This is a genomic window from Paenibacillus sp. SN-8-1, from assembly GCF_050995535.1.
Classification (GTDB): domain Bacteria; phylum Bacillota; class Bacilli; order Paenibacillales; family Paenibacillaceae; genus Fontibacillus.
On the sequence record NZ_CP194782.1, the window covers coordinates 3,892,501 to 3,916,160 of the forward strand.

A 23,660-nucleotide genomic window follows, 5' to 3' on the forward strand; every position below is an offset into this window, starting at 1 on the left:
GAACACGCCTGTTCCCATATAATTCATCATTAGATAGGCAAAGAAACCCATTTGTGAGTAAACACTTACCATAATCCCTACACCCATAAGTATTCCCATATAAATAAAAAAGTCCGCTGTATTCTTAAATCCTGTACCCTGACTCAGTTTGAGGATTTCTCCTGCAATCAGTGCACAACCCGCTCCTAATGCAAGCGTTGTCCAAAATAAATAAAGCCATCTTTTCAAATTCAATGTCGTATCGCCCCCCACTCCGATTTATTTTACCAACGTTTATGACAAAAAACCATTCCTTTACCGACATAATTCCTTTTTGACGTTCACATACTACCAACAATGATTATTAGAAGGAGGCAAGGAACGGATGAAATGGACGAAATCCCGCCCATTATTGTGTATTGTATGTATGATTATTCTCCCGCTCACAGCATGCGGTTCAGACCAAGGATCCTCCTCTTCTTCGCAAGGTGGGGGCTATAAAGACACTAAGACGATGGTACTTGATATTCTTAAGACGGATGACGGAAAAAAAGCAATCATGGAGGCGCTAAGCTCAGGCAGCCAGGGTAGCAGTGGTGGCGGAAGCAGCAGTGGAGGTGGCGGCAGCGACAGCGGTGGTGGATCAGGCTCAGGTGGTGGTGAAGGCTCAAGCTCCGGAGGAAGTATGGGGATTAAGATGCTACTGGCACCTCAGACTGCTGACCAAGTCCGAACAGCGGTAAAAGATACAATCACTTCTCCTGAGTATAAGAAAGAAATTGAGAAGATCATGACGGATCCAAAATTTGCGGGTGATTTCGCGAAGGTGATCAATTCACAAAGTAAGCAGCTTCACATGCAGCTGATTAAAGATCCAACCTATCAGAAATCGGTTAGTGAAATTATGAAATCCCCGGAAATTTCGAAAATGTTCCTGGATCTCATGAAAACACCGGATTACCGGAAGCAATCCATGACTGTCATGCAGGAATCTATGCAAAGCCCTCTATTCAAGATGGAGGTCATGGATTTGTTAAAAACAGTGGTTCAGGAGCAATTGATACCTAAGGTCGAAAAGCCACCTGGGGGTGAGCAAGGTCAAGGTGGCGGCCAGGGGGACAACCAGTCGAAGCAAAGTAACGGCGGGGGCAGTGGCAAAGGCGGCGGCGGTGGTGGTGGCAGCAGTTAAGTGAGAATGTACAATTTTAAATAAGTATAAAAAACAGACTGGCCCATAGGGTCAGTCTTGTTCACATTTCTGAATGATCTGAGCAGCTACATCTGCATATATTTGCCCTGTATTACTGTTCTCTTTGTATACCGAGGGAGAATAATCCGCTTCTGAAATGTGATTATCCGGTGCTCCAAGTGGGATCTGGGCAAGCAGCTCGCTATGAAGATCCTCCGCTAGCTTGGCTCCACCACCACGCCCGAATATATAGTCACGCTTTCCGCAGCCGGAGCATTCATAATAAGCCATATTCTCTACGACGCCGAGTACCTCATGTTTGGTTTGCACTGCCATTGCTCCCGCTCTTGCAGCTACAAATGCTGCAGTAGCATGAGGGGTTGTTACGATAATCTCCCGGCTCTGCGGCAGCATTTGATGCACATCCAGAGCGATATCGCCTGTACCTGGTGGAAGATCCAGAAGAAGATAATCCAGTTCTCCCCACTTTACGTCGGTCAAGAACTGACGAAGCATCTTTCCAAGCATTGGCCCCCGCCAGATCACCGGGCTATTCTCCTGAATGAAGAAACCCATGGACATTACCTTCACACCATAGCGCTGGACTGGCTTGATCGCTCCGTCCACTACTACAGGCGACTCTTCAATGCCCATCATGTCAGGCACACTGAATCCATATATATCGGCATCAATCAAGCCGACCTTCTTCCCCTTACGGGTAAGAGCTACAGCCAGATTAACGGTTACGGTTGACTTACCTACCCCGCCTTTACCACTGGCTACAGCAATAAAATTCACTTTAGACGCCGGGTCTAGCAAAGGCAAGTCCTCAAGGCCCTCTCCACGCCCTTTAAATCTTTCATCGGAGGACTCGGGCTGTTTGATACCAGCTTCTTCTTTCTCATGCTCTGAGGCTTCTCTGAAGCGGATATGTACATCACCCACACCAGCTGAGGCGAGCCGATCCTTTATTTGGTGCTCAAGCGTAGACTTTATCTCCTCATCCGCCTTAACACACACTACGGTTAGTGAAACGCGGTCTTCCTTTACCATGATATCTCGAATCCACTGCAGCTGGACTAAGCTCGTCTTTGTTGCAGGCTCCACAACTGCAAGCAGCGCTTCCTGTACTTGTTCTCTTGATAACAATATTAGCACCTCGACTTTATTTCAGAGATATATGTCCTAATCATACCCAGTCCATTATACCACTATAAGTCGCCTCCTGCGGAAGAACTAGTTTTCTCTCCTGAACTGTATCTGAGAATGCCTTTATAAATGGATGCGGCTACTTTACGTTGGTACTCCTGCTCAGCCAGCAGCTTCGACTCCACCGGGTGAGACAGGAAACCAACCTCGACAAGTATCGAAGGGATCTTTAACGCTTGCAGTATATAGATGTGATCTGCACTCTTGGCCACCCGGTCTGTATTCTCCAGGTTCCGTCTAAGCTCCTGCTGCACTAAATCGGCCAGGGTTCCACTCTCCACCTGCTTACCCGGGTAGAACGTCTGAGCTCCGCTCCACCGGTCGGAGGGGAAGCTATTCATGTGAATGCTGACGAACATTTTGGCTTCCTTCTCCTCAATAAAACGAAGCCGCTGCTGAAGATCCTCAGTCTTTCGCTTACTATATCCCTTGGTGCTAGGACTCGCAAGATCCTTGTCTTCTTCTCTCGTCATGACCACAACGGCCCCGGCCTGCTGCAGATAGTCACGCAAATAGAGCGCTACAGCCAGGTTAATATCCTTCTCGATTAACCCCTGCTTGCTTACAGCCCCGCCATCTACTCCGCCATGCCCGGCATCCAGAGCGATAACCTGACCCGCCAGCGGAAGCCCCCAATAGTTCCAAACCTTGGAGGAGGATGGCACCTCATAAGCTGTTATTCCAATTACCACTGCAAGCAGAGCAAGTCCAATCAGGGCTCTCTTAATATGACTTAACTGGATCCAGACCGTAACCTGATTCTTCTCTTGTCTCATCAAAAAAGTCCACCTCCGTACCTATAAATGATTCTAATCATCTATATGGGACGAGGTGGACAAATATAACCTTAGGAATTGACGTGTTCTTTCATACCTTCAATCAGTACCTGGGCTACTTCAGGACGTGTGAACTCAGGTGGAGGGCAAACCCCTTCACGCAGAAGTCCGCGTACTTTCGTTCCCGAGAGAGTCATATGATCTTCTTTCGGATGCGGGCAGGTCTTGCTTGAAGCCATATTCCCGCAGGTTGTGCAGAAAAAGCTGTGCTCGAAGAACAGCGGAGAAATACCGAGCTCATCAGCAGTAAAGTTGGAGAAGATCTGCTGAGCTTCGTAGGTTCCGTAGTAGTCACCTACACCAGCATGGTCACGTCCAACGATGAAATGCGTACATCCATAGTTTTTACGAACCATGGCATGGAAGATCGCCTCGCGAGGTCCTGCATAACGCATAGCAGCCGGGAAGACTCCAAGGAATGCTCTGTCTTTTGGATAATAATGCTCGAGAAGCACCAGATAGCTCTTCATCCGTACGTTAGCTGGCACATCATCAGATTTGGTCTCACCTACAAGCGGGTTCAAGAACAAGCCATCTACAATCTCCATAGCACTCTTCTGAATGTACTCATGAGCACGATGTACCGGATTCCGGGTCTGGAAGCCAACAACAGTTCTCCAGCCTTTATCGGCAAATATACGGCGCGTCTCGGATGGAGTGAAGTAAAATTCTTCAAATTTCGCTGGCTTTGGACGATTCAAGACCTGAATAGGTCCTCCAACGTAAGTAGAAGATTTCTCGAAAAGTTTCTTGACTCCAGGATGCTCTGGATCATCAGTCTTGAATACGTTCCTAGCTTCTTCGGCTTGGTCTACCTGATAAATACTTTCGACATCAATCAGACCGTAGGTGACACCGTCTTCACCGATTAAGGCAACTTTGTCCCCAATCTTAAGCGAAGCAGCATCAGTCTCATCGACTGCCAGAGTGATAGGAATACTCCACACTGTGCCGTTCGCGAGACGCATACGACTTACAACTGACTTATAGTCTTCTTCATTAAGGAATCCGGTCAGTGGGGAGAAAGCGCCCACTCCAATCAGATCAAGATCAGATATAGCCCAAGAGCTGATCGTTAGAGATTTAAGCTCCTTAGCAGTCTGTAAAAGCTTGTCCCGTTCATCACCCTCTACAACACGTTGTACGAGGGTGCCTCCATGTGGCAAAATCGCTGTCATGACATTCTCTCCTGTTCTATTATTTATGAAGTCCACATTCTGTTTTCTCGGAATTAGACCAACGGCCTGCACGTGGATCTTCACCCGGCATTACAGCACGTGTGCAATATTCGCATCCGATACTTGGATAGTTCTGATCATGAAGCGGGTTATATAGAACATTATTTTCACGGATATAATTCCATACGTCTTCTGTGGTCCAGTCAGCAATAGGATTGAATTTGATCAGACCGAATTTGTAGTCGTATTCCACTTTCTTGGCATTAGCCCGAGTAGGAGCTTGGTCACGGCGAATCCCTGTAATCCAAGCATCATAGTTAGACAGAACGCGAGTCAGCGGCTCTACTTTGCGGATATTACAGCAGGCATTTGGATCGCTAAGCCACAATTGGTCCCCATGCTGTGCAGCCTGTTCTTCAGGTGTCAATTTCGGTGACACACGCACAAAATCGATGTTATATTTCTCCGCCATCTTGTCACGAGTCTCATAAGTTTCTTTGAAATGGAAGTCGGTATCCAGATAAAAAATGTCCGCTGTAGTGCTGATCTTACGCAGCATATCCACGATAACTACATCTTCTGCGCCGAAGCTGCAGGCAAAGGTGATATTAGGAAAAGTCTCAACAGCCCAAGAGATAATCTCTTGAGGAGTAGCCGTTTCCAGCTCCTCTGCTTTGATCTTCACCAGATCTTCTTTCTCCATCAAGTTCATATTGTGTACCCCCAATTTGTTGTAATAAAGAAATAAAGCAATAAAGTCCAACTAAACGAATAAGAATTACTGTTAATAGTATAAATCACTTGAATTTGATGTCAATGGCTTAGCAAGAATTCGGATATAAATCTAATCAGAAATTGACTTATGTCTGTCAAAAAGATAAACACCTCCTCTAAATCATATACACTACGACTTAGGGAGGTGTCTTTGATAATCCTTTATAACTTCGTATGAAGGGTCCTACAACTTATGAATAAGGTTATACATCACTTGGGAAGCCTCCGCCCGAGTTGCCTGCTTCTTAGGTGCAAAGGTATCCGCAGAGCGTCCTTTAAGCAGTCCTTCCTTCACCGCAGTACCCACGTAATCCTGGGCCCAGGTACTAATATCCTTGCTATCCTTGAATGAAACCGACCCTGACCCGCTATTCTTACCGGCAGCGATGTTGTAAGCTTTGACGATCATTACGCTCATTTCTTCGCGGGTAATTTTCTTGTCAGGACCAAACTGAGTCTGGCTAATACCGTTAACCAGCCCGTTACTGTATGCTGCCGCAATGGCATCCGCATACCAGCTGCCTTGGCTCACATCATCTAACTGAACCGTCTTCGTGGGCTTCAGGTTCAGCTGTCTAACGAGCATTGCCGCGAACTCGGCGCGGGTAATCTCTTTTTCCGGAGCAAAGCTTGTATCGGTAACCCCATTCACAACGTGCTTGGCTGTGAGTTCCTTAATGACCTGGTTAGCCCAATGACCCGCCGCCACATCACTATAGGTTTTATCATAAGCGAAGACACCATATTTACTAAAATGGGTAACCTCGGCGGTCATTGTATTCCCTGTAATCTTCCCGCCAATGTACTGCATACTTCCGCTATCTGGAATGTAATACACACCAAGCAACGCTTGATTCGCTTGTCCAGTTAACTGAAAGGTTAATACGATCGGTTTGGAGAATTGATCCAATCTGGTCGACTTCCCACTGCTGTCTTTAGCCGCGAGAGTTAGTTCCAGGATCGGACTGGCAGGCTGTACCGTTCCGCCATTTGTGCTGTTCGCTTTTGAAATTTGACCTGCCTGCTCTGAAGAAAGCTGATTAATCTGTAAAGATATTTGTGAATCGTTCTGCTTATCTGACGGAAGCAGCTTGGTAATACTCTCCACTACTTCTTTCGGGATTACCAGTGAAGCTACTCCAAAATTAAGCTGGACATTGCTGTCTCCTGCAAGCTGGCTCAGATTACCCGGCAGCAGAATTTCTGTGCTGGATTGGTTCTGCGGAATGCTGACATTTACACTGAGCAGTCCATTCTGAGGCTTAGGCAGATCTGCCGGCTTAATGACCACTGAACTTGGAGCCGGATTCGGCTGAGGTGTTGTTGTTCCTCCCGTACTTGGAGTACTTGGAGTACCGCTGCCATTGTTGCCTCCGTTATTGCCGCCGTTGTTGCCGCCATTACCTGAACTATAAATATTCGTAATTCTGCCTTGTAAACTAGAAGTAATCACGCCACCTTTGAACTTTTTAACAATGTAATTATAGAATGCATCTAAATCGTTCACTGTTGTACCTGTAGTAATATCTTTTCCTTCGGTAAGAACCTTATAATTGTCTCCACCTGCAGCCATAAAGTTATTCACAGTTATAGTATAAGATGTTTTATCATCAATCGGCGTCCCGTCCTCTTTGGTGAGAACTGTAACTCTTTGCTCTAATGGTCTTCTAAAATCAGCTGTGTACTTCAACCCTGAGATTTGGAGAGTTTTGAAATTATCGCTGCCATCCGCATTCTTACCCCACTGCTGTTTAAGAAGTGTTTTTATTTGGGCTCCAGTCACTTGAAGCTTCACTAGGGAATTACCAAACGGTTGAATTTTGGCCAAGTCCGAGAAGATGATTTCCCCTTTCGGAAGATCCGCACGAATTCCCCCTGGGTTCATGAAAGCGAAGTCTGTTCCCATTGTATCCCGCATAGCATCCGCAATTAAGTTCCCAAGTGCCGACTCAGCATTGTAAGCATCCGTTTTGGTGATAGCCGCTGCAGTAGTACCCACAGGCTTTGTAAGCTCCGGATGTCTGGCAAGTGCATCATTAACAAGCTTGGTAACCTGAGGGTCCGGGGTGATCCCTTCCTGCTTCACGTCCACAACATCCGCCTGTTTCTTAACAATATCATGTGTCTTAGGGTCAATCTCCAAATCAACATCAGCATATGCGGTTCCATATGAATAAGCTTGTACAATCAGCTTGTTGTTGACAACTGCATTCACCTTGGCATGATTGTCTCCCGCAAAAATAACATCGACATCCGGATCGACAGCATTAGCCAAATCTACAGCCTCGCCAGTAGTAACACCATTCTTAGTACTAGCCGGGTCATGGGCAAGCACTACGATTGCATGCACTCCTTGATCCTGCAGTTCTTTTACAGCTGCATTAACTACCGGGGCCTGTTCCACCAGCTTCACCCCTGCTAGCGCACTAGGAGATACTTTCGTAACTGTTGCCATTGTTACTACACCGATAAATCCAACCTTCTCCCCGCCAATTTCCTTAATAACATAGGGTTTAACAATAGGCGCATAGGTATCATCAGTTGCTGAAGGAGATTTATATAGTGCATTGGCATTAATGTAGTCAAAATTCGCTTTGTTAAATACCACTTCCGGTTTAACCGGATCTGCTCCCCCGTTCACTTGAGCGAGGAGTGCAGGAACACCCTGGTCAAATTCATGATTGCCTAGTGTACCTACATCGAATTTCATCATGTTCAAGAAATCCATCGTAGGCTTGTCCCGCTCTAGGGAGGATACTGGTGCGCTTGCACCAACGGAATCTCCATTATGAACCAGAAGTGTATTCGGGTTGGTCGCTCTAGCTTTATTCAAATAGGCAGCCAGGTAATCGGCTCTACCCACATTTCCAGCACCATAATTAGAAGTCGTATCAAGCTGCCCGTGGAAGTCATTAATACCCAGGATCTGAACCTTCACATTAGAACCCGGATCTACTGGAGGCGTTCTCCCTGTCAGTGAAAGTGAGTAGATCCCAAATCCCTTATCATCTGTCTTGTTCGTGTATTTAATATTAGGATTGTTATCCAAGTATTTCACTGCATCAGGAGAAGTTGTAAAAGTTACATTCACCTTGTCATTCACTGGCAGGATCGACCAGTTGTTATCTGCAGCCGGGTCAATGTCTTTATGCTCCGTGATATAGTTCATAAGAATTTGACGGTTCTCATCTGCCGAGTCAACAACTAATTCAGCACCCTTTAAGCCAGGGAAATTCCCCCCACCACCAGCGCGATAGTTGTTCGTCACTACGATGAATTCCTGGTTAGGATCGATGTCCTTGCCACCATATTTGAGATTCATAATTCGGCTTGAATCTGCATTATTGGTGCTGCCATCTGCATTGTATTTAGCCGGCTTGGTTACATCAACCTGATAAGTTACCCCATCAATGATGTCAAAGTTAAACACGGCGAACTTCGGATTTAGTAGTGACTGTTCCTCTGTCTTGGCAGGATCGATCTGATTGAACATTCCCGCCGACATCTCGAGCCACTCTTTTATCGCCCTGCCTTTGATTTTAACAGCTTTTAACGTGTTATCGTAGAGATACAAGTCACTTGCGCTCTTAATCGCAATCGGGCCTTTAGCGATATCCGTGTACTCGGCTGGACCGTTTCTACCCGCTTTAAAAGGCGCTCCTACGGATAGGATCGGCAGATCTTTATATTGAGGTACATTTTTACTGATGTAGTCCTTAACAAACCATTCCTGTGCTTTAGTCACGATCTGTACAGAAGGATCATCCTTCACTAATGCGAAATAACTATAAATCGGTGCCGAGGTCTCTCCAATTGGTCCGTTCGCATATTGTATCGTTGCCTCATGTTCTGGCTTAACCGCCTCCTCAATTGCAGGATCAGCGTCCACTAGAGGCTTCTTATTCACCTTATCATAGATTTCTCTGTTAGAAGATTGCGAGTTGGATACTTTCCAATGACCCTCAGCATCCTTAGTAAGCGTTAGATCAATAATGCCAAGCTCAGCACCACCGTAACCGGCTTGTACCGCTGCTACACCATTAATTGTACCTTTTACATTATCCACACCTGCAACCGGATTGCCACTAGCGTCTTTAAAAATAACATCCAATGACTTGTTGTCCCCTGTAGGGAATACCTTATGGGTATGGGAGAAGGTAATCGCATCAATCCCTTTCACTTTACTCAAAGGAAGGATTGCATTCTCAGCCATGGTGTTGGCCTCAGCACTTGCATCAAAACCTGAGTGTGTAAGAGCGATAACGATATCGGCTCCATTGGCCTTCATCTCGGGGACGAATTTCTCAGCAGTAGCTACAATATCTTTTGTAGTCACTTTACCTTCAAGGTTGCCTTTGTCCCAGTCCATAATTTGTGGAGTAACTAAGCCAAGCACCCCGACTTTGACAGTCTGTTGGTCACCATTCTCATCGACATAGGATTTATCTAAGATCTTGTATGGAGTAAAGTTGTTCTCATCATTGTCCGGGTTATTATCATGATCATCAACGTACACATTGGCGTTCACATATGGGAACTTTGCTCCCTTAATCGACTTGTCCAGAAAATCAAGGCCATAATTGAATTCGTGATTACCAAACGTAGCGATGTCGTAGCCCATCAAATTCATAGCTTTATATACAGGGTGAACTGCATCGGCTTCTTTCAGCTGATCTACCTTAGCCATGTAGGTTCCAAGTGGAGTTCCTTGAATCAAATCACCATTGTCGACAAGCAGTGTGTTCTTTACTTCTTCACGCGCCTTCTTAACTAAGGTAGCTGTTTTGACCAATCCTACTGTAGGTGAAACCTGGTCCTTATAATAATCATATGACATTAGATTCGTATGAATATCGGTTGTTTCCATGATTCTTAACTTAAGTTCAGAATTATCAGCGGAAGTAGTATCTACAGATGGAGTATTACCTGGATCCTGATTGGTTGAAAGGGATGCGGCAGGTAATGTCTGCTCAGATGACGAGATTCCAGAATCAGAAGCAGCAGCCGCATAGATCTGTCCCGCCAAAAATTGGCTTGATAATACACAGACAGCAAGTGTGCTGGTTGCTGCCTTTCTGAATCCTTTTCGAAAATTGAATTCCATTCCTTGTTTTCCACCCTTCTAGATTACTGTTACTTGGGGGACTTATCCCCTATTATTAATTTAATTTTTGTATGTTAACTGGGTTCACTTTAATTGTTTGTTTAAGTAGTTATGTAAGTAAAATTAAGTAGTTTATTTAAAATATGACAAAAAAGCCACTGTTATGATCAAGTCAGTGGCCGTAAAAATAATTATACATCTAAGCTTCATATAACAAAGAAAGCCCCTGACCAAATGGCCAAGGGCTTTGCTGTTGATTAACGTTTCGAGAACTGTGGAGCGCGACGAGCGGCTTTGAGACCGTATTTCTTACGCTCTTTCATACGAGGGTCACGAGTCAGGAATCCTGCTTTTTTCAAAGCTGGACGGAACTCAGGGTCTGCTTTAAGCAGAGCACGGGAGATACCATGACGGATCGCACCCGCTTGACCAGAAATACCGCCACCATGTGCAATAACGATTACATCATAGTTAGTCAGTGTTTCAGTCAGGTTCAGAGGTTGTTTAACGATGAGTTTGAGTGTTTCCAAACCGAAATATTCATTGATATCACGTTTATTGATGACAATGCGTCCTTCACCCGGTACAAGGCGAACACGAGCTACCGAATGTTTACGACGACCTGTCCCATAGTATTGTACTTGTGCCATGAAACTGTCCTCCCTTTTAATTATCCGCGAAGTTCGTAAACTTCAGGTTTTTGTGCTGCATGTGGATGTTCAGTGCCAGCGTATGCTTTCAGTCTCAGCTTCATTTTCTCACCTTGGCGAGTTTTAGGAAGCATGCCGTGAACAGCAGATTCAATCATACGTTCAGGTCTAGTTTTCAGGAGATCCTGAGCAACTGTCACTTTCAAACCACCTGGGTGCAGGGAGTGACGATAGTATTTCTTATTCTCCAGTTTCTTACCTGTCAAATGAATCTTCTCAGCGTTGATAACGATAACGAAATCGCCAGAGTCAACGTGAGGTGTGAATTGTGGCTTGTGCTTGCCGCGGATTAGAGCAGCAGCTTCACTTGCCAGACGGCCCAAAGTTTTGCCTTCAGCATCAATAATGTGCCAATTGCGCTCTACTTCATTTGGCTTAGCCATATAGGTGGTACGCATGAAAAGATCCTCCTTCATTCTCGTCCGAAATCTAAGTTTCTATGATACAAATGTTCAGCTGTGAAGCTTATCATTCCATCATATATATCTTCGTTCGTTGTTAGTTGTTGTAGTTAGTAAAGCTATAAAAACTTGTTTTGGTGGCTTTCTTGATTGGGGGCTGTGGGATAGCCGTCAAGAAAACACAAACTTTATTTTACAGCATACAACTTTATTAAGCAAGTGGTTTTTCTAAAACTAAGTACATGTTTTCGCAAAATTATTCAGGTTAATCAAATAAGTCTCCGAACACATCAAAAACGGACTTTTTCTTCTTAGAATGTCCATAGTTCTTGTGACTTCCCTGCTGTGGATAATGCGAATTATGACGGTCATTGCTATGCTCAGATCTATAGTTATTCTCGCGAGGATTGCGATACTGTTCCCGATTACGTTCGCCGTACCATTCATCAAAAGCTGGACGTGCCTCATTGACCTGACTCATCAGCTTATCCAGCTCTCCTCTATCCAGCCAAACCCCTTTGCAGCTCGGACAAACATCAATCAGAACACTATTCTTCTCCACTTCTCTCAACTGTACATTATCGCAGATTGGACAAAGCATATGAATTCCCTCCTAGAGTAGACGCATTATATCCTTCTAAATACGTCCAAGGCATTCTCCAGGTTTCACTCGGGGGAATTAGCCCCATCCTCCTCTTCATCCAAGGCAAAAGAAGGCGGCTGTGGCTTGTCCTCCAAAAAGTTGTACTCTACATTCCAGAGCATTAATCCTTTGCTCTCTGCCGTAGGTCCAGCGCTACTCCGATCTCTAGCCTGCAGAATCCCCTGAATGTCGCGAGGATTACGCTTGCCTTCTCCCACTTGAAGAAGTGTACCCACAATAATCCGCACCATGTGCTGCAGGAACCCATTACCAGTGATGAAGAGTTCGATGACCCCCTGATCTCTGGGATGACCCTCGCGGCACTTCGATCTATCTACTTCGATATGAGCTTCATATATGGTCCGCACATGATTCTGCTTGGTAGAGTGACGCGAAGCGAAAGATGTATAGTCGAATGTTCCAACCAAATACGCCAAAGCCTCCTTCATAGCACCAATGTCCAGAATGCCAGGGTGATGCAGTTGAAGATGACGATGGAACACATCCGGAAATTGATTTGCGTTTATCGTGTAGCGATAGGTTTTTCTCTTGGCTGAATGACGGGAGTGAAAGTTCGGCTTCACTTCCCTAGCCTCGAGAATAACAATGTCTTTGGGAAGTCGGCCATTTAGAGCAAGACACCAGCGTTCAAGAGGAATAGCTGAATGTGTGTGAAAATTAAATACCTGCCGATAGGCATGTACACCGGCATCCGTTCTACCTGAACCAATAACCTTGATCTTCTCTCCTGTTAGTTGACGTATTGCTTCTTCCAAATGATCCTGAATGGTGTTCCCATCAGGCTGCGATTGAAAACCGTAATAATTCGTCCCCTCAAAGCTGACAGTCATACAGAGATTGCGCAAATAAAAACCCTCCTTAGTCCCCCAAGGGGGATTCCAAAGGGCTGCGCCCTCTGGACACCTATTAAAGGATGGTGATCCTTAAAACCAATTTTCACAACCACTTTCACAACCCTCCCAAACCCTCCCTTGCCTAAGGGAGGGCCCCAAGGGCTCTGCCCTCTGGACACCCTGGTGAGTGACTAAAGAGTAACAGAGATGGAGTTTGGCAAGTGCGTGCTTGGATTCGCTTGTCGTCCCCTCTGGGGACCCGCTTGGTTTAGTGGTGCCTAGTTACAAGCTGGATTGTGGCGGTGAGAGGCTTTGTTTGCGCGGGAAGAGCCGCATAGTGCAACGAGCCGCTTGCCGTCCCTACGGGACCCGCTCCACTTCTTCGAGTTCACTCCCAAGCTTGCCCCTCGGGAGGTCGGGTCCGCAGGACGCGCTGAGCGAGAGGTGCTCTTCCTTCTCGAGAAGGCCCGCGTAGGTTACTCCCTGGAGGTCGTGGCCGGTAAGGTCACGCTGAGCTGGGAGCCACACGCTCCCTGAACTCACCCTCAAGACTTGCCCCTCGGGAAGTCGGGTCCGTAGGACGCGCTGACCGAGAGGTGAGCTCTTCCTTCTCGAGAAGGCCCGCGTAGGTTACTCCCTGGAGGTCGTGGCCGGTAGGCCACGCTGAGCTGGGAGCCATACGCTCCCTGAACTCACCCTCAAGACTTGCCCCTCGGGAAGTCGGGTCCGTAGGACGCGCTGACCGGGAGGGGCTCTTCCTTCTCGAGAAGGCCCGCGTAGGTTACTCCCTGGAGGTCGTGGCCGGTAAGGTCACGCTGAGCTGGGAGCCACACGCTCCCTGAACTCACCCTCAAGACTTGCCCCTCGGAAAGTCGGGTCCGTAGGACGCGCTGACCGGGAGGTGAGCTCTTCCTTCTCGAGAAGGCCCTCTTAGGTTACTCCCTGGAGGTCGTGGCCGGTAGGCCACGCTGAGCTGGGAGCCATACGCTCCCTGAACTTGCCCCCAAGACTTGCCCCTCGGGAAGTCGGGTCCGCAGGACGCGCTGACCGAGAGGTGCTCTTCCTTCTCGAGAAGGCCCGCGTAGGTTACTCCCTGGAGGTCGTGGCCGGTAGGTCACGATGAGCTGGGAGGCTCCCCTCCAGATTAGCCCCAGACAAACTAAAACTCTCTGGAAGCTGGGTCCGCAGGGCCCGCTGACAGAGAGTAACTTAGCTTCGGAGCTACACTTGTACAACATAGGAGCAGCTCTATAATAGAGCAAACCCCGCGCAAACCAGAAGGCTCGCCCGGGGCTGAAAGCCGCGGGAATGAGCCGGGCTCCACCGCGAAAGTCGCTCTCTATGAGTATCCCTAATCCATCCACAAGAAACTTGCGGGTGTCCAGAGGGCTGCCGCCCTTTGGGGTCCCCCTATTAGGGGGATTTAGGGGGTAATCTCAAAATTTATGCGCGGTCTACCAGTTCCAAGTAAACCATAGGTGCGCCGTCACCACGACGAGGTCCCAGTTTCAGGATACGAGTGTATCCGCCTGGACGCTCAGAGTAACGAGTTGCGATTTCCGAGAACAGTTTTTGGATTGCATCCTGTTTACCATCAACGGATTCGCGGCGTACAAACGCAGCCACTTGACGACGAGCGTGCAAATCACCACGTTTTGCTTTCGTAATCAGTTTTTCCGCAATAGAGCGAACTTCTTTCGCTTTTGCTTCAGTAGTTTGGATACGTTCATACAAGAACAAATCTGTTACCAAATCGCGGAACAATGCTTTACGAGCGCTGGAATCACGTCCCAATTTTTGATAAGCCATGTTTTTCCCCTCCTTTGCTAAACGCTAGTAGGCTATTCTTCTGTACGGAGTCCCAAACCAAGTTCCTCAAGCTTCTCTTGAACTTCTTCCAAAGATTTGCGTCCGAGGTTACGGACTTTCATCATATCTTCTTCAGTCTTCGTGGTCAGCTCTTGTACTGTGTTAATACCAGCACGTTTGAGGCAGTTATAAGAACGAACGGAAAGATCAAGCTCTTCTATCGTCATTTCAAGCACTTTTTCTTTTTTGTCTTCTTCTTTCTCAACCATGATTTCAGCGTCCTTCGCTTCATCCGTGAGGCCCACGAACAAGAAAAGGTGCTCGGTCAAAATCTTAGCGCCGAGGCTAACCGCTTCTTCCGGTCTAATACTTCCATCAGTCCATACTTCAAGCGTAAGCTTGTCATAGTTGGTTACTTGACCAACACGCGTGTTCTCAATGGAGTAATTGACACGGGAAATCGGAGTATAGATAGAATCAACAGGTATCACACCAATCGGTTGATCGTCGCGCTTGTTCTTATCTGCTTGAACATAACCACGGCCACGATTGGCAAAGATACGCATGTGGAGTCTGGAACCCGGTGCCAGGGTCGCAATGTGAAGTTCTGGATTCAGAATCTCCACATCACTATCTGCACGGATATCACCTGCAGTGATTGCTCCATCGCCATCAGCATCAATCTCGAGAACTTTCTCCTCGTCAGAATGAATCTTCAGGGAAAGAGCCTTCAAGTTCAGAATGATTTCCGTAACGTCTTCCATAACACCTGGGATCGTAGCGAACTCATGCAGAACACCATCGATTTGAACCGAGGTTACCGCTGCACCTGGAAGCGAGGAGAGCAAAATCCGGCGTAAAGAGTTGCCGAGAGTTGTTCCATAACCACGCTCAAGTGGTTCCACTATAAATTTACCATAGGTGCCTTCCACGTTAACGTCTACGGTCTCAATTTTTGGCTTTTCGATTTCTATCACTGCAATACCCTCCTTCGAAACGTCGTTTCTTCTGAAACTGTCACCTTTTTGTGAGTCTATCATGTAGTATGCCTAAACAACCATTCTTACCAAGTTGCGACGGGGTTATACCACACTAGAGGTTGACTTCATTAGACACGACGACGTTTTGGAGGACGGCATCCATTATGCGGCACTGGAGTAACGTCTTTAATCATGTTAACTTCGAGTCCTGCAGCTTGAAGCGAGCGGATTGCAGCTTCGCGGCCGGCGCCAGGACCTTTAACCATGACTTCAACGGACTTCATTCCATGCTCCATTGCAGCTTTAGCAGCGGTTTCCGCAGCCATTTGAGCGGCAAAAGGAGTCGATTTACGAGAACCTTTGAACCCTTGACCACCAGAACTTGCCCAAGAGATCGCGTTACCGTGTGGATCCGTAATAGTAACGATCGTATTGTTGAAAGTGGAGCGAATGTGCGCCACGCCAGATTCGATATTTTTACGGTCACGACGTTTAGTACGTACGACTTTTTTCGGTTTAGCCATTGTCTGTTATCCCTCCTTCTTATTTCTTCTTGTTCGCTACAGTACGACGAGGTCCCTTACGAGTACGGGCATTCGTTTTAGTACGTTGTCCACGAACCGGCAATCCACGACGGTGACGAACACCGCGGTAACAACCGATCTCGATAAGACGTTTGATATTTAAAGAAATTTCACGACGCAGGTCACCTTCTACTTTAACCGTTTTGTCGATAGATTCCCGGAGTTTGCTTACTTCGTCTTCTGTCAAATCCCGAACGCGAGTGTTCGGGCTGATGCCTGTTGTGCTCAAAATTTTCTGGGAAGTCGTTTTACCGATTCCGAAAATGTAAGTCAAGGCGATCTCAACGCGTTTATCACGTGGCAAATCCACACCAGCTATACGAGCCATTTTACGCTACACCCCCTTCTTAACCTTGTCTTTGTTTGTGTTTCGGATTTTCGCAAATAACCATTACATTGCCTTTACGACGAATGACTTTGCATTTTTCGCAAATTGGCTTTACAGAAGGTCTTACCTTCATATCAATTACCTCCTAAAAGTTTTACCTGAGTAAAACTAATTTCGAAAGCATACGGCTGGTTTTGTCTAGCAAAACCCACCTCCAAAGTTGTTAACATGGTTTACATTAATTCACATTAATAAAACCCAACTTTGCTATCATACCACGAAACTATACTCATGCGGTATGGAATCTATTTACGGTAAGTTATACGACCCTTAGTTAAGTCATAAGGTGATAACTGTATAACCACTTTGTCCCCTGTCAGAATACGGATAAAGTGCATCCGCAGCTTACCAGAAACATGAGCTAGAATCTGATGACCGTTCTCAAGCTCAACCTTAAAAGTAGCATTCGGCAACGGCTCAATGACCGTACCTTCAACTTCAATGACATCTTCTTTAGCCATAAGTCAGTCTCCTTTCTCTTCAGCTTTGGTTGCGGTGAATTGAACAAACGTACTTACCGCATGACGCAATTTTCCGTTTGTTACCCGACCACTTTCACTTAAACTATTAACAACTTCGCTGCTAATCAAGTCCTGAAATTCTAAATGCTGAATGTTCTTCCGTTTTGCCTGATCAAACTTTCGTTTGTTCCCATCAGCGATCCGGACAAACTTGTCATCCAGAAGCTCTACAACAACTCCGATCCCTCCAGCATCCTTGCCTTTGAGAATTCTTACGATTTGACCGATCTGCGGGTCTGTGCGGTGTGTCAAAGGGTTCACCTACGCATCCAGTTTCGTAAAAATTTCGAGGCCGTCAGCTGTGACAGCAACCGTATGCTCAAAATGAGCACACCAGGAACCATCAACTGTGACAACCGTCCAATTATCTTCCAGCGTCTTGACATAACGCTTTCCAATATTGACCATCGGCTCTATTGCAAGCACCATCCCAGGCTTGAGCCTAGGACCACGATCGGGAACTCCGTAGTTTGGAATCTGAGGTTCTTCATGGAGCTTGGCTCCAATCCCATGACCTACATACTCTCTGACAACAGAAAAGCCTGCATCTTCAATCACTTTTTGAATCGCATGCGATATTGTAAATAAGCGGACATCCGGTTTAACAAGTTCAAGACCGGCATACAGGGAACGCTCCGTTACATCAAGAAGCTTTTGAACTTCGTCAGTAATTTTACCTACTGGATAAGTCCACGCCGAGTCACCGTGGTAACCCTTGTATTCCGCTCCGATGTCAAGACTGATGATGTCGCCTTCGTTTAATTTACGCTTGCCGGGGAATCCATGAACCAGCTCTTCGTTAGTCGAAGCGCATATGCTGTAAGGAAAACCATTATAGTTTTTAAAAGATGGCACTGCATTTTGACTCCGAATGTACTTGTCAGCGATTTGATCAAGTTCTCCCGTCGTAATACCGGGCTCGATCGCTTGTGCCAAGATCCGGTGCGTTTCCGCAACGATCCGCCCTGCTTCTCTCATAAAGCCAAGTTCCGTTTCGGATTTACAAATGATCATTCAGCTAACCTCTCATTAAAGATACGATCTCTTTGGATACCGTATCGATTTCCAGTTCACCATCGACTTCACGAAGCAAACCTTGTTGTTCATAAAAGTTAAGGAGCGGTGCTGTTTTGGTGATATATTCGTCCAGTCGTGTTCCTACGCTCTCTTCGTTATCATCAGAACGTTGGTACAATTCACCGCCGCATTTATCGCATACACCTTCCTGTTTAGGAGGATTAAAGAGCACATGATAGGTAGATCCACAAGATTTGCAAATACGTCGTCCTGTGAGACGAGCCAGCAGCTTGTCACGATCTACTTTCAGGTTGACCACATGATCCAGTTTGCGGCCCAGTTCAGTAAGCAGTTGGTCCAGCGCTTCCGCTTGCGAAAGGGTTCTTGGAAAACCATCCAGTAAAAAACCTTTTTCGCAATCGGACTGCTGAAGACGCTCACGAACGATGCCGACTGTCACATCATCAGGTACCAGCAGGCCTTGATCAATGTATTCTTTAGCTTTAATCCCAACGGGAGTTCCTTGTTTGATCGCTAGACGAAATGCATCGCCTGTTGAAATATGAGGAATGCCGAATTCACCAATAATGACTTCTGCTTGTGTTCCTTTTCCTGCCCCAGGAGGCCCCATAATTAAGATGTTCACGTCTGCCACTCCCTCCATAACTAGCTTGAGTGCAAGAACATAACAATAGGTGCCGGTTCGAGTCTAGAAGAGCCCGGCCGGAACCTATCGCCTACTTATTAATAAACCCTTTGTAGTGGCGCTTCATCAATTGGCTTTCGATCGTCTTCATCGTATCCAGTGCAACACCGACTACGATAAGAAGAGATGTACCTCCAATTTGAATTGAGCTAGGTAATCCAGCCCATGTGCCCAAGGCTATCGGAAGCAGTGAAATAAGTGCCAAGAAGATTGCACCGGTCATAGTCAAACGTGTCATTACACGTGTGAGGTAAGTGGCCGTTGTTTTCCCTGGACGAACTCCCGGAATATAACCTCCGTTCTTCTTCATCTGATCCGCCATTTGAGTTGGATTCATTTGAACAAAGGTATAGAAGAACGTAAAACCAATAATCATTATGACATACAGCACCATAGCAAGCGGTGCGCCCTTTTGCATGGAGAAATTGTCAATGATCCACTTAGCCCAAGCATGCGTTGACCAGAAACCAGCAATGATAGATGGGAACTGGAGGAGAGACACAGCGAAGATAACAGGGATAACGCCAGCCGCATTGATTTTCAATGGGATATGCGTATTTTGTCCGCCATACATCTTGTTGCCAACCACCCGTTTCGCATACTGCACCGGGATCTTGCGGATCGCCTGTTGGATGTAGATAACACCGACAATAATCAACACTACAACCAAGGCAATGATTATAAATTTAGTGATATTCATGAAGGTTTGACCTTCAGCAATGAAATCAGAGTTAATCAAACTTTGAATGTGACCCGGAATACCTGCAATGATACTCGCAAAGATAATCAGCGAAATACCATTACCAATTCCCTTCTCCGTGATTTGCTCACCCAGCCACATCAGGAATGCAGTTCCTGCTGTTAGCACGATTGCAATCAAGGCATAGTCCGCAAATGTAGCATTTGGAACCATTTGAGTGCCGTAGAGTCGGTTGAATCCGATCGACATTGCAAAAGCTTGAATCACACCCAGCACAATCGTCAAGTAACGTGTGAGCTGTGCTGATTTCTTTTTCCCCATCTCACCCTGTTTGGCCCATTCCGCAAGCTTTGGAACGACATCCATAGACAGGAGCTGAACGATGATGGAAGCCGTGATATATGGATAGATCCCGAGCGCAAGTATTGAAAACTGTTTCAATGCGCCGCCCGAGAACGTGTTCAGGAGACCGAACAGTGCATTACCTGCTTGATTTGTTGCCGTGAACACATCCGTGTTAACACCCGGAACCGGTACAAATGTACCAATCCGGTATATCAAGAAAATAAACAGAGTAAACAAAATTCGGTTGCGTAAATCCTTCACATTCCATATATTCTTGAGGGTTTTAAACATTAGATCACCTCGGTTTTACCGCCGGCAGCCTCGATCTTCTCTACCGCAGATTGAGAGAACTTATTTGCTTTTACAGACAATTTCACTGTAACTTCACCGTTGCCAAGAATCTTGATTCCGCTCTTAGCGTTCTTCACGATACCTTGTTCAAACAACAGTTCAGGAGTAACTTCCGTATCCGCCGCAAAGTTGTTAAGTTCCTCGATGTTCACAATCGCATACTCTTTACGGGTTGGGTTAACAAAACCACGTTTTGGCAAGCGACGATAGAGCGGGTTTTGTCCGCCTTCGAAGCCCGGACGAACACCACCGCCGGAACGAGCGTTTTGACCTTTGTGACCACGTCCAGATGTTTTACCCATACCACTGCTGGTACCGCGACCTACGCGTTTGCGTTCTTTGCGGGAACCAGGAGCTGGGGAAAGCTCATGTAACTTCATCGTTCGTTGCACCTCCTTCATAATTGTAAGCTGAATCTATATGTCTTAGTCTTGAATTTCTTGTACAGATACCAAGTGAGTCACTTTGTTAACCATACCACGAATAGCTGGGTTGTCATTGTGAACTACTTGTTGATTGATTTTGCGAAGTCCCAAAGTGTTAACGGTTGTACGTTGGTCTTCTGGACGGCCAATCAAACTCCGTACGAGGGTAATTTGAAGTTTTGCCATTTAGATTCCCTCCTTAACCGAGAAGTTCTTCGACGGTTTTACCGCGCAATTTCGCAACATCTTCAGCACGTTTCAGACGGGACAAGCCCTCCAAAGTCGCATTGACCATGTTCATGGAATTCGAAGAACCTAGGGATTTTGTCAAAATGTCGCCTACACCAGCAAGTTCAAGAACTGCACGAACTGGTCCACCAGCGATAACTCCGGTACCTTCCGATGCCGGTTTCAAGAGAACGCGGCCGGCACCAAAGTGTCCGGTCACAAGGTGAGGAATCGTCGTTCCAACCAGGGGAACGTGTACCAGATTCTTCTTCGCATCTTCAATACCTTTGCGAATTGCATCTGGAACTTCGCCTGCTTTACCAATACCAGCACCAACCCAGCCATTGCCGTCGCCGACAACTACCAGTGCACTGAAACTAAAACGACGTCCGCCCTTTACAACTTTAGCTACACGATTAATATTTACAACTCTTTCAGTCAGTTCTAAAGCGTTAGGATCTACACGCAAGTCGTTAACCTCCTTTTAGAAATAGTCTTAGAATTCAAGTCCTGCTTCGCGAGCTGCATCAGCCAGCGCTTGAATCCGTCCATGGTACAAGTAACCTCCGCGGTCGAATACCACGTTTTTAACGTTTTTATCTTGAGCACGTTTAGCGATGAGTTCTCCAACTTGACGAGCAGACTCAACACTACCTCCGTTTTTAACATTCGGGCTAAGCTCTTTATCAACTGTAGAAGCAGACACAAGAGTTACGCCTGCTACGTCATCGATCAATTGAGCATAGATATGTTTAGAAGAACGGTATACGTTAAGTCTTGGGCGTTCAGCCGTTCCTTGGATTTTTTTACGCACACGCAAGTGTCTTTTCAGACGCGCTTTGTTTTTATCCGCTTTTGTAATCATGACTTCCATTTCACTCCCTTCGGTTTACCATACAAGCTGTTTCAATTCAAGCCGCAATCGGGTTAACTGAATTAAGAAGCTTACTTCTTCTTACCAGCTTTACCTTCTTTACGAATAATACGTTCGCCTTCATACTTGATCCCTTTACCTTTGTAAGGTTCAGGTTCGCGTACGGAACGGATTTTAGCAGCGTATGCACCTACGCGCTCTTTATCAATTCCTTTAACGATGATCTTTGTGTTAGCTGGAACTTCAAATTCGATGCCTGGTTCAGGTGAAATTTCAACCGGGTGGGAGTAACCCACGTTCAGGACGATCTTGTCACCAGATTTGCTTGCACGGTATCCAACCCCAACCAATTCAAGGTTCTTAGAGAAACCGTCGGTTACGCCGCTCACCATGTTGCTAACAACGCTGCGCGTTGTGCCATGAAGGGAACGGTGAAGTTTATTATCGGAAGGACGTTCAACTGTGATTTGGTTCTCTTCCACAGTTACTTTCATGTCCTTATGAAGTTCACGAGTCAAAGTACCTTTAGGTCCTTTTACCGTAATCACGGTGTTATCAACTTTGATATCAACACCACTTGGTACATTTATTGGTTTGCGACCAATACGAGACATTTGCTGCACCTCCTTGTTTTGTGACTTTTATTACCAAACGTAGCAGACAACTTCGCCGCCAGCTTTGGATTGACGAGCTTCTTTGTCGGTCATAACTCCCTTGGATGTGGAGATGATCGCAATACCCAAACCGCCGAGGACACGAGGAACTTCATTGCTCTTCGTGTACACGCGAAGGCCAGGCTTACTGATTCTTTTCAATCCGGAAATAACGCGCTCGTTATTGGATCCGTATTTCAAGAAAATGCGGATAATCCCTTGTTTATTGTCATCGATATATTCTGCATCACGGATAAAACCTTCACGCTTCAAGATTTCAGCGATTTGTTTTTTGATCGTGGATGCAGGCATTTCCACAGTTTCGTGACGCACTACATTCGCGTTACGAATACGTGTAAGCATATCAGCAATTGGATCTGACATAGTCATTCGTGTAAACCTCCTTCCCGTTGTTGATTGTTTACCAGCTTGCTTTTTTCACGCCAGGGATCTGGCCTTTATAAGCTAATTCACGGAAACAAATTCTGCAGATTTTATATTTTTGCAGCACCGAATGTGGACGACCACAACGCTCGCAACGTGTATATGCACGTACTTTAAACTTAGGTGTGCGTTGTTGTTTAACTTTCATCGAAGTTTTTGCCACTTAGCCTGACACCTCCCGAATCGATTCCAAGAATCGAATTTTTCCTTACTTTACAAAAGGCATTCCGAGTTGAGTCAGCAATTCGCGGGACTCTTCATCAGTTTTAGCCGTAGTTACGATAACGATATCCATACCGCGCACTTTGTCAACTTTATCATATTCGATCTCAGGGAAGATCAATTGTTCCTTGAGGCCAAGTGTGTAGTTACCACGTCCGTCAAACGCTTTGTTTGATACACCGTGGAAGTCACGTACACGTGGAAGAGTTACATTGAACAGCTTATCGAGGAAGTAGTACATACGCTCACCGCGAAGTGTTACTTTCACACCGATTGGCATGTTCTCACGAAGTTTAAATCCGGCAATGGATTTCTTCGCACGAGTGATTACTGGCTTTTGACCAGAGATCAACTGCAGATCATTCACCGCAGAATCAAGTACTTTCGAGTTAGACACAGCGTCACCAACTCCCATGTTGATAACTACCTTCTCGATTTTTGGCACTTGCATAACTGTTGTATAGTTAAACTTTTGAACCAAAGCTGGGGACACTTCATTCAAATAACGTTCTTTCAATCTTGCTGCCATGAATCAT

The 23,660-nt window shown here is 46.1% G+C and carries 29 protein-coding genes (1 of these 29 running past the window's edge); 1 reads left to right on the forward strand and 28 read right to left on the reverse strand.

Annotated elements, in window-relative coordinates:
- Window positions 1–234: the 5' end (the start) of a KinB-signaling pathway activation protein gene (locus tag ACRRNK_RS19150; RefSeq protein ID WP_433944222.1), read on the reverse strand. The gene continues 351 nt to the left of window position 1, outside the view; 234 of the gene's 585 nt are visible here — the first part of the coding sequence; the start codon lies at window positions 232–234; the stop codon falls past the left edge of the window.
- Window positions 235–364: 130 nt separating this feature from the next.
- Between ACRRNK_RS19150 and gerD the strand changes: the two genes are divergently transcribed.
- The gene (gene gerD, locus ACRRNK_RS19155; RefSeq protein ID WP_433944223.1) at window positions 365–1,168 is read left to right on the forward strand and encodes a spore germination lipoprotein GerD; all 804 of its coding nucleotides are present in this window, start codon (window positions 365–367) and stop codon (window positions 1,166–1,168) included.
- Window positions 1,169–1,219: 51 nt separating this feature from the next.
- Here the strand turns inward: gerD and ACRRNK_RS19160 are convergent, their stop codons facing one another.
- The 27 genes from ACRRNK_RS19160 to rplE form a co-directional block, all read right to left on the reverse strand.
- Complete coding sequence (locus ACRRNK_RS19160) at window positions 1,220–2,317, reverse strand: P-loop NTPase (RefSeq protein ID WP_433944224.1); 1,098 nt, start codon at window positions 2,315–2,317, stop codon at window positions 1,220–1,222.
- Window positions 2,318–2,379: 62 nt separating this feature from the next.
- Window positions 2,380–3,153, reverse strand: coding sequence for an N-acetylmuramoyl-L-alanine amidase CwlD (gene cwlD / locus ACRRNK_RS19165; protein WP_433944225.1), 774 nt, complete (start codon window positions 3,151–3,153; stop codon window positions 2,380–2,382).
- A 71-nt stretch (window positions 3,154–3,224) separates the two neighbouring features.
- Complete coding sequence (gene sat, locus ACRRNK_RS19170; RefSeq protein WP_433944226.1) at window positions 3,225–4,391, reverse strand: sulfate adenylyltransferase; 1,167 nt, start codon at window positions 4,389–4,391, stop codon at window positions 3,225–3,227.
- 19 nt (window positions 4,392–4,410) lie between these two features.
- Window positions 4,411–5,103: a phosphoadenylyl-sulfate reductase gene (locus tag ACRRNK_RS19175; protein WP_433944227.1), complete on the reverse strand. Its 693-nt coding sequence runs from the start codon at window positions 5,101–5,103 to the stop codon at window positions 4,411–4,413.
- 246 nt (window positions 5,104–5,349) lie between these two features.
- On the reverse strand, window positions 5,350–10,269 hold the full coding sequence (locus ACRRNK_RS19180) for a bifunctional 2',3'-cyclic-nucleotide 2'-phosphodiesterase/3'-nucleotidase (RefSeq protein WP_433944228.1): 4,920 nt from the start codon (window positions 10,267–10,269) through the stop codon (window positions 5,350–5,352).
- Between the two features lie 257 nt (window positions 10,270–10,526).
- Window positions 10,527–10,919 (reverse strand): 30S ribosomal protein S9, encoded by a 393-nt coding sequence (gene rpsI, locus ACRRNK_RS19185; RefSeq protein ID WP_068620356.1) that lies wholly within the window; start codon window positions 10,917–10,919, stop codon window positions 10,527–10,529.
- Between the two features lie 20 nt (window positions 10,920–10,939).
- Window positions 10,940–11,377, reverse strand: a complete 438-nt coding sequence (gene rplM / locus ACRRNK_RS19190; RefSeq protein ID WP_433944229.1) for a 50S ribosomal protein L13 — start codon at window positions 11,375–11,377, stop codon at window positions 10,940–10,942.
- Window positions 11,378–11,645: 268 nt separating this feature from the next.
- A complete protein-coding gene (locus ACRRNK_RS19195; protein ID WP_433944230.1) occupies window positions 11,646–11,981 on the reverse strand; it encodes a zf-TFIIB domain-containing protein in 336 nt (111 codons plus the stop codon).
- Window positions 11,982–12,046: 65 nt separating this feature from the next.
- The gene (truA, locus tag ACRRNK_RS19200; RefSeq protein WP_433944231.1) at window positions 12,047–12,889 is read right to left on the reverse strand and encodes a tRNA pseudouridine(38-40) synthase TruA; all 843 of its coding nucleotides are present in this window, start codon (window positions 12,887–12,889) and stop codon (window positions 12,047–12,049) included.
- Window positions 12,890–14,320: 1,431 nt separating this feature from the next.
- Window positions 14,321–14,686: a 50S ribosomal protein L17 gene (rplQ, locus tag ACRRNK_RS19205; RefSeq protein ID WP_433944232.1), complete on the reverse strand. Its 366-nt coding sequence runs from the start codon at window positions 14,684–14,686 to the stop codon at window positions 14,321–14,323.
- Between the two features lie 32 nt (window positions 14,687–14,718).
- The gene (locus tag ACRRNK_RS19210) at window positions 14,719–15,663 is read right to left on the reverse strand and encodes a DNA-directed RNA polymerase subunit alpha (protein WP_127200951.1); all 945 of its coding nucleotides are present in this window, start codon (window positions 15,661–15,663) and stop codon (window positions 14,719–14,721) included.
- A 131-nt stretch (window positions 15,664–15,794) separates the two neighbouring features.
- A complete protein-coding gene (gene rpsK / locus ACRRNK_RS19215; RefSeq protein ID WP_127200950.1) occupies window positions 15,795–16,190 on the reverse strand; it encodes a 30S ribosomal protein S11 in 396 nt (131 codons plus the stop codon).
- 19 nt (window positions 16,191–16,209) lie between these two features.
- Window positions 16,210–16,578 carry a 30S ribosomal protein S13 gene (gene rpsM / locus ACRRNK_RS19220; protein WP_127200949.1) on the reverse strand — a complete coding sequence of 123 codons (369 nt, stop codon included), beginning with the start codon at window positions 16,576–16,578 and terminating at the stop codon, window positions 16,210–16,212.
- Between the two features lie 19 nt (window positions 16,579–16,597).
- Window positions 16,598–16,711: a 50S ribosomal protein L36 gene (rpmJ, locus tag ACRRNK_RS19225; protein WP_021296640.1), complete on the reverse strand. Its 114-nt coding sequence runs from the start codon at window positions 16,709–16,711 to the stop codon at window positions 16,598–16,600.
- A 172-nt stretch (window positions 16,712–16,883) separates the two neighbouring features.
- Window positions 16,884–17,099, reverse strand: coding sequence for a translation initiation factor IF-1 (gene infA / locus ACRRNK_RS19230; protein WP_028559500.1), 216 nt, complete (start codon window positions 17,097–17,099; stop codon window positions 16,884–16,886).
- Window positions 17,100–17,102: 3 nt separating this feature from the next.
- Entirely contained in the window at window positions 17,103–17,411 is a 309-nt protein-coding gene (locus tag ACRRNK_RS19235; protein WP_433946953.1) for a KOW motif-containing protein, read from the reverse strand.
- 9 nt (window positions 17,412–17,420) lie between these two features.
- On the reverse strand, window positions 17,421–18,173 hold the full coding sequence (gene map / locus ACRRNK_RS19240; RefSeq protein WP_433944233.1) for a type I methionyl aminopeptidase: 753 nt from the start codon (window positions 18,171–18,173) through the stop codon (window positions 17,421–17,423).
- A gap of 4 nt (window positions 18,174–18,177) precedes the next feature.
- On the reverse strand, window positions 18,178–18,822 hold the full coding sequence (locus tag ACRRNK_RS19245) for an adenylate kinase (RefSeq protein WP_433944234.1): 645 nt from the start codon (window positions 18,820–18,822) through the stop codon (window positions 18,178–18,180).
- A 91-nt stretch (window positions 18,823–18,913) separates the two neighbouring features.
- Window positions 18,914–20,218 (reverse strand): preprotein translocase subunit SecY, encoded by a 1,305-nt coding sequence (secY, locus tag ACRRNK_RS19250; RefSeq protein WP_433944235.1) that lies wholly within the window; start codon window positions 20,216–20,218, stop codon window positions 18,914–18,916.
- Window positions 20,218–20,658 carry a 50S ribosomal protein L15 gene (gene rplO / locus ACRRNK_RS19255; protein ID WP_127200944.1) on the reverse strand — a complete coding sequence of 147 codons (441 nt, stop codon included), beginning with the start codon at window positions 20,656–20,658 and terminating at the stop codon, window positions 20,218–20,220. Before rplO ends, secY begins: the two co-directional genes overlap by 1 nt.
- A gap of 45 nt (window positions 20,659–20,703) precedes the next feature.
- Window positions 20,704–20,889: a 50S ribosomal protein L30 gene (rpmD, locus tag ACRRNK_RS19260; RefSeq protein ID WP_251376315.1), complete on the reverse strand. Its 186-nt coding sequence runs from the start codon at window positions 20,887–20,889 to the stop codon at window positions 20,704–20,706.
- 13 nt (window positions 20,890–20,902) lie between these two features.
- Window positions 20,903–21,400, reverse strand: coding sequence for a 30S ribosomal protein S5 (rpsE, locus tag ACRRNK_RS19265; RefSeq protein WP_127200942.1), 498 nt, complete (start codon window positions 21,398–21,400; stop codon window positions 20,903–20,905).
- Between the two features lie 27 nt (window positions 21,401–21,427).
- The gene (gene rplR, locus ACRRNK_RS19270) at window positions 21,428–21,796 is read right to left on the reverse strand and encodes a 50S ribosomal protein L18 (protein ID WP_433944236.1); all 369 of its coding nucleotides are present in this window, start codon (window positions 21,794–21,796) and stop codon (window positions 21,428–21,430) included.
- An 80-nt stretch (window positions 21,797–21,876) separates the two neighbouring features.
- Entirely contained in the window at window positions 21,877–22,419 is a 543-nt protein-coding gene (gene rplF / locus ACRRNK_RS19275; protein WP_127200940.1) for a 50S ribosomal protein L6, read from the reverse strand.
- A 30-nt stretch (window positions 22,420–22,449) separates the two neighbouring features.
- Complete coding sequence (gene rpsH, locus ACRRNK_RS19280; RefSeq protein ID WP_127200939.1) at window positions 22,450–22,848, reverse strand: 30S ribosomal protein S8; 399 nt, start codon at window positions 22,846–22,848, stop codon at window positions 22,450–22,452.
- 31 nt (window positions 22,849–22,879) lie between these two features.
- Window positions 22,880–23,065: a type Z 30S ribosomal protein S14 gene (locus tag ACRRNK_RS19285; protein WP_009226651.1), complete on the reverse strand. Its 186-nt coding sequence runs from the start codon at window positions 23,063–23,065 to the stop codon at window positions 22,880–22,882.
- 45 nt (window positions 23,066–23,110) lie between these two features.
- Window positions 23,111–23,653, reverse strand: coding sequence for a 50S ribosomal protein L5 (gene rplE, locus ACRRNK_RS19290; RefSeq protein ID WP_127200938.1), 543 nt, complete (start codon window positions 23,651–23,653; stop codon window positions 23,111–23,113).
- Window positions 23,654–23,660: the final 7 nt, after the last annotated feature.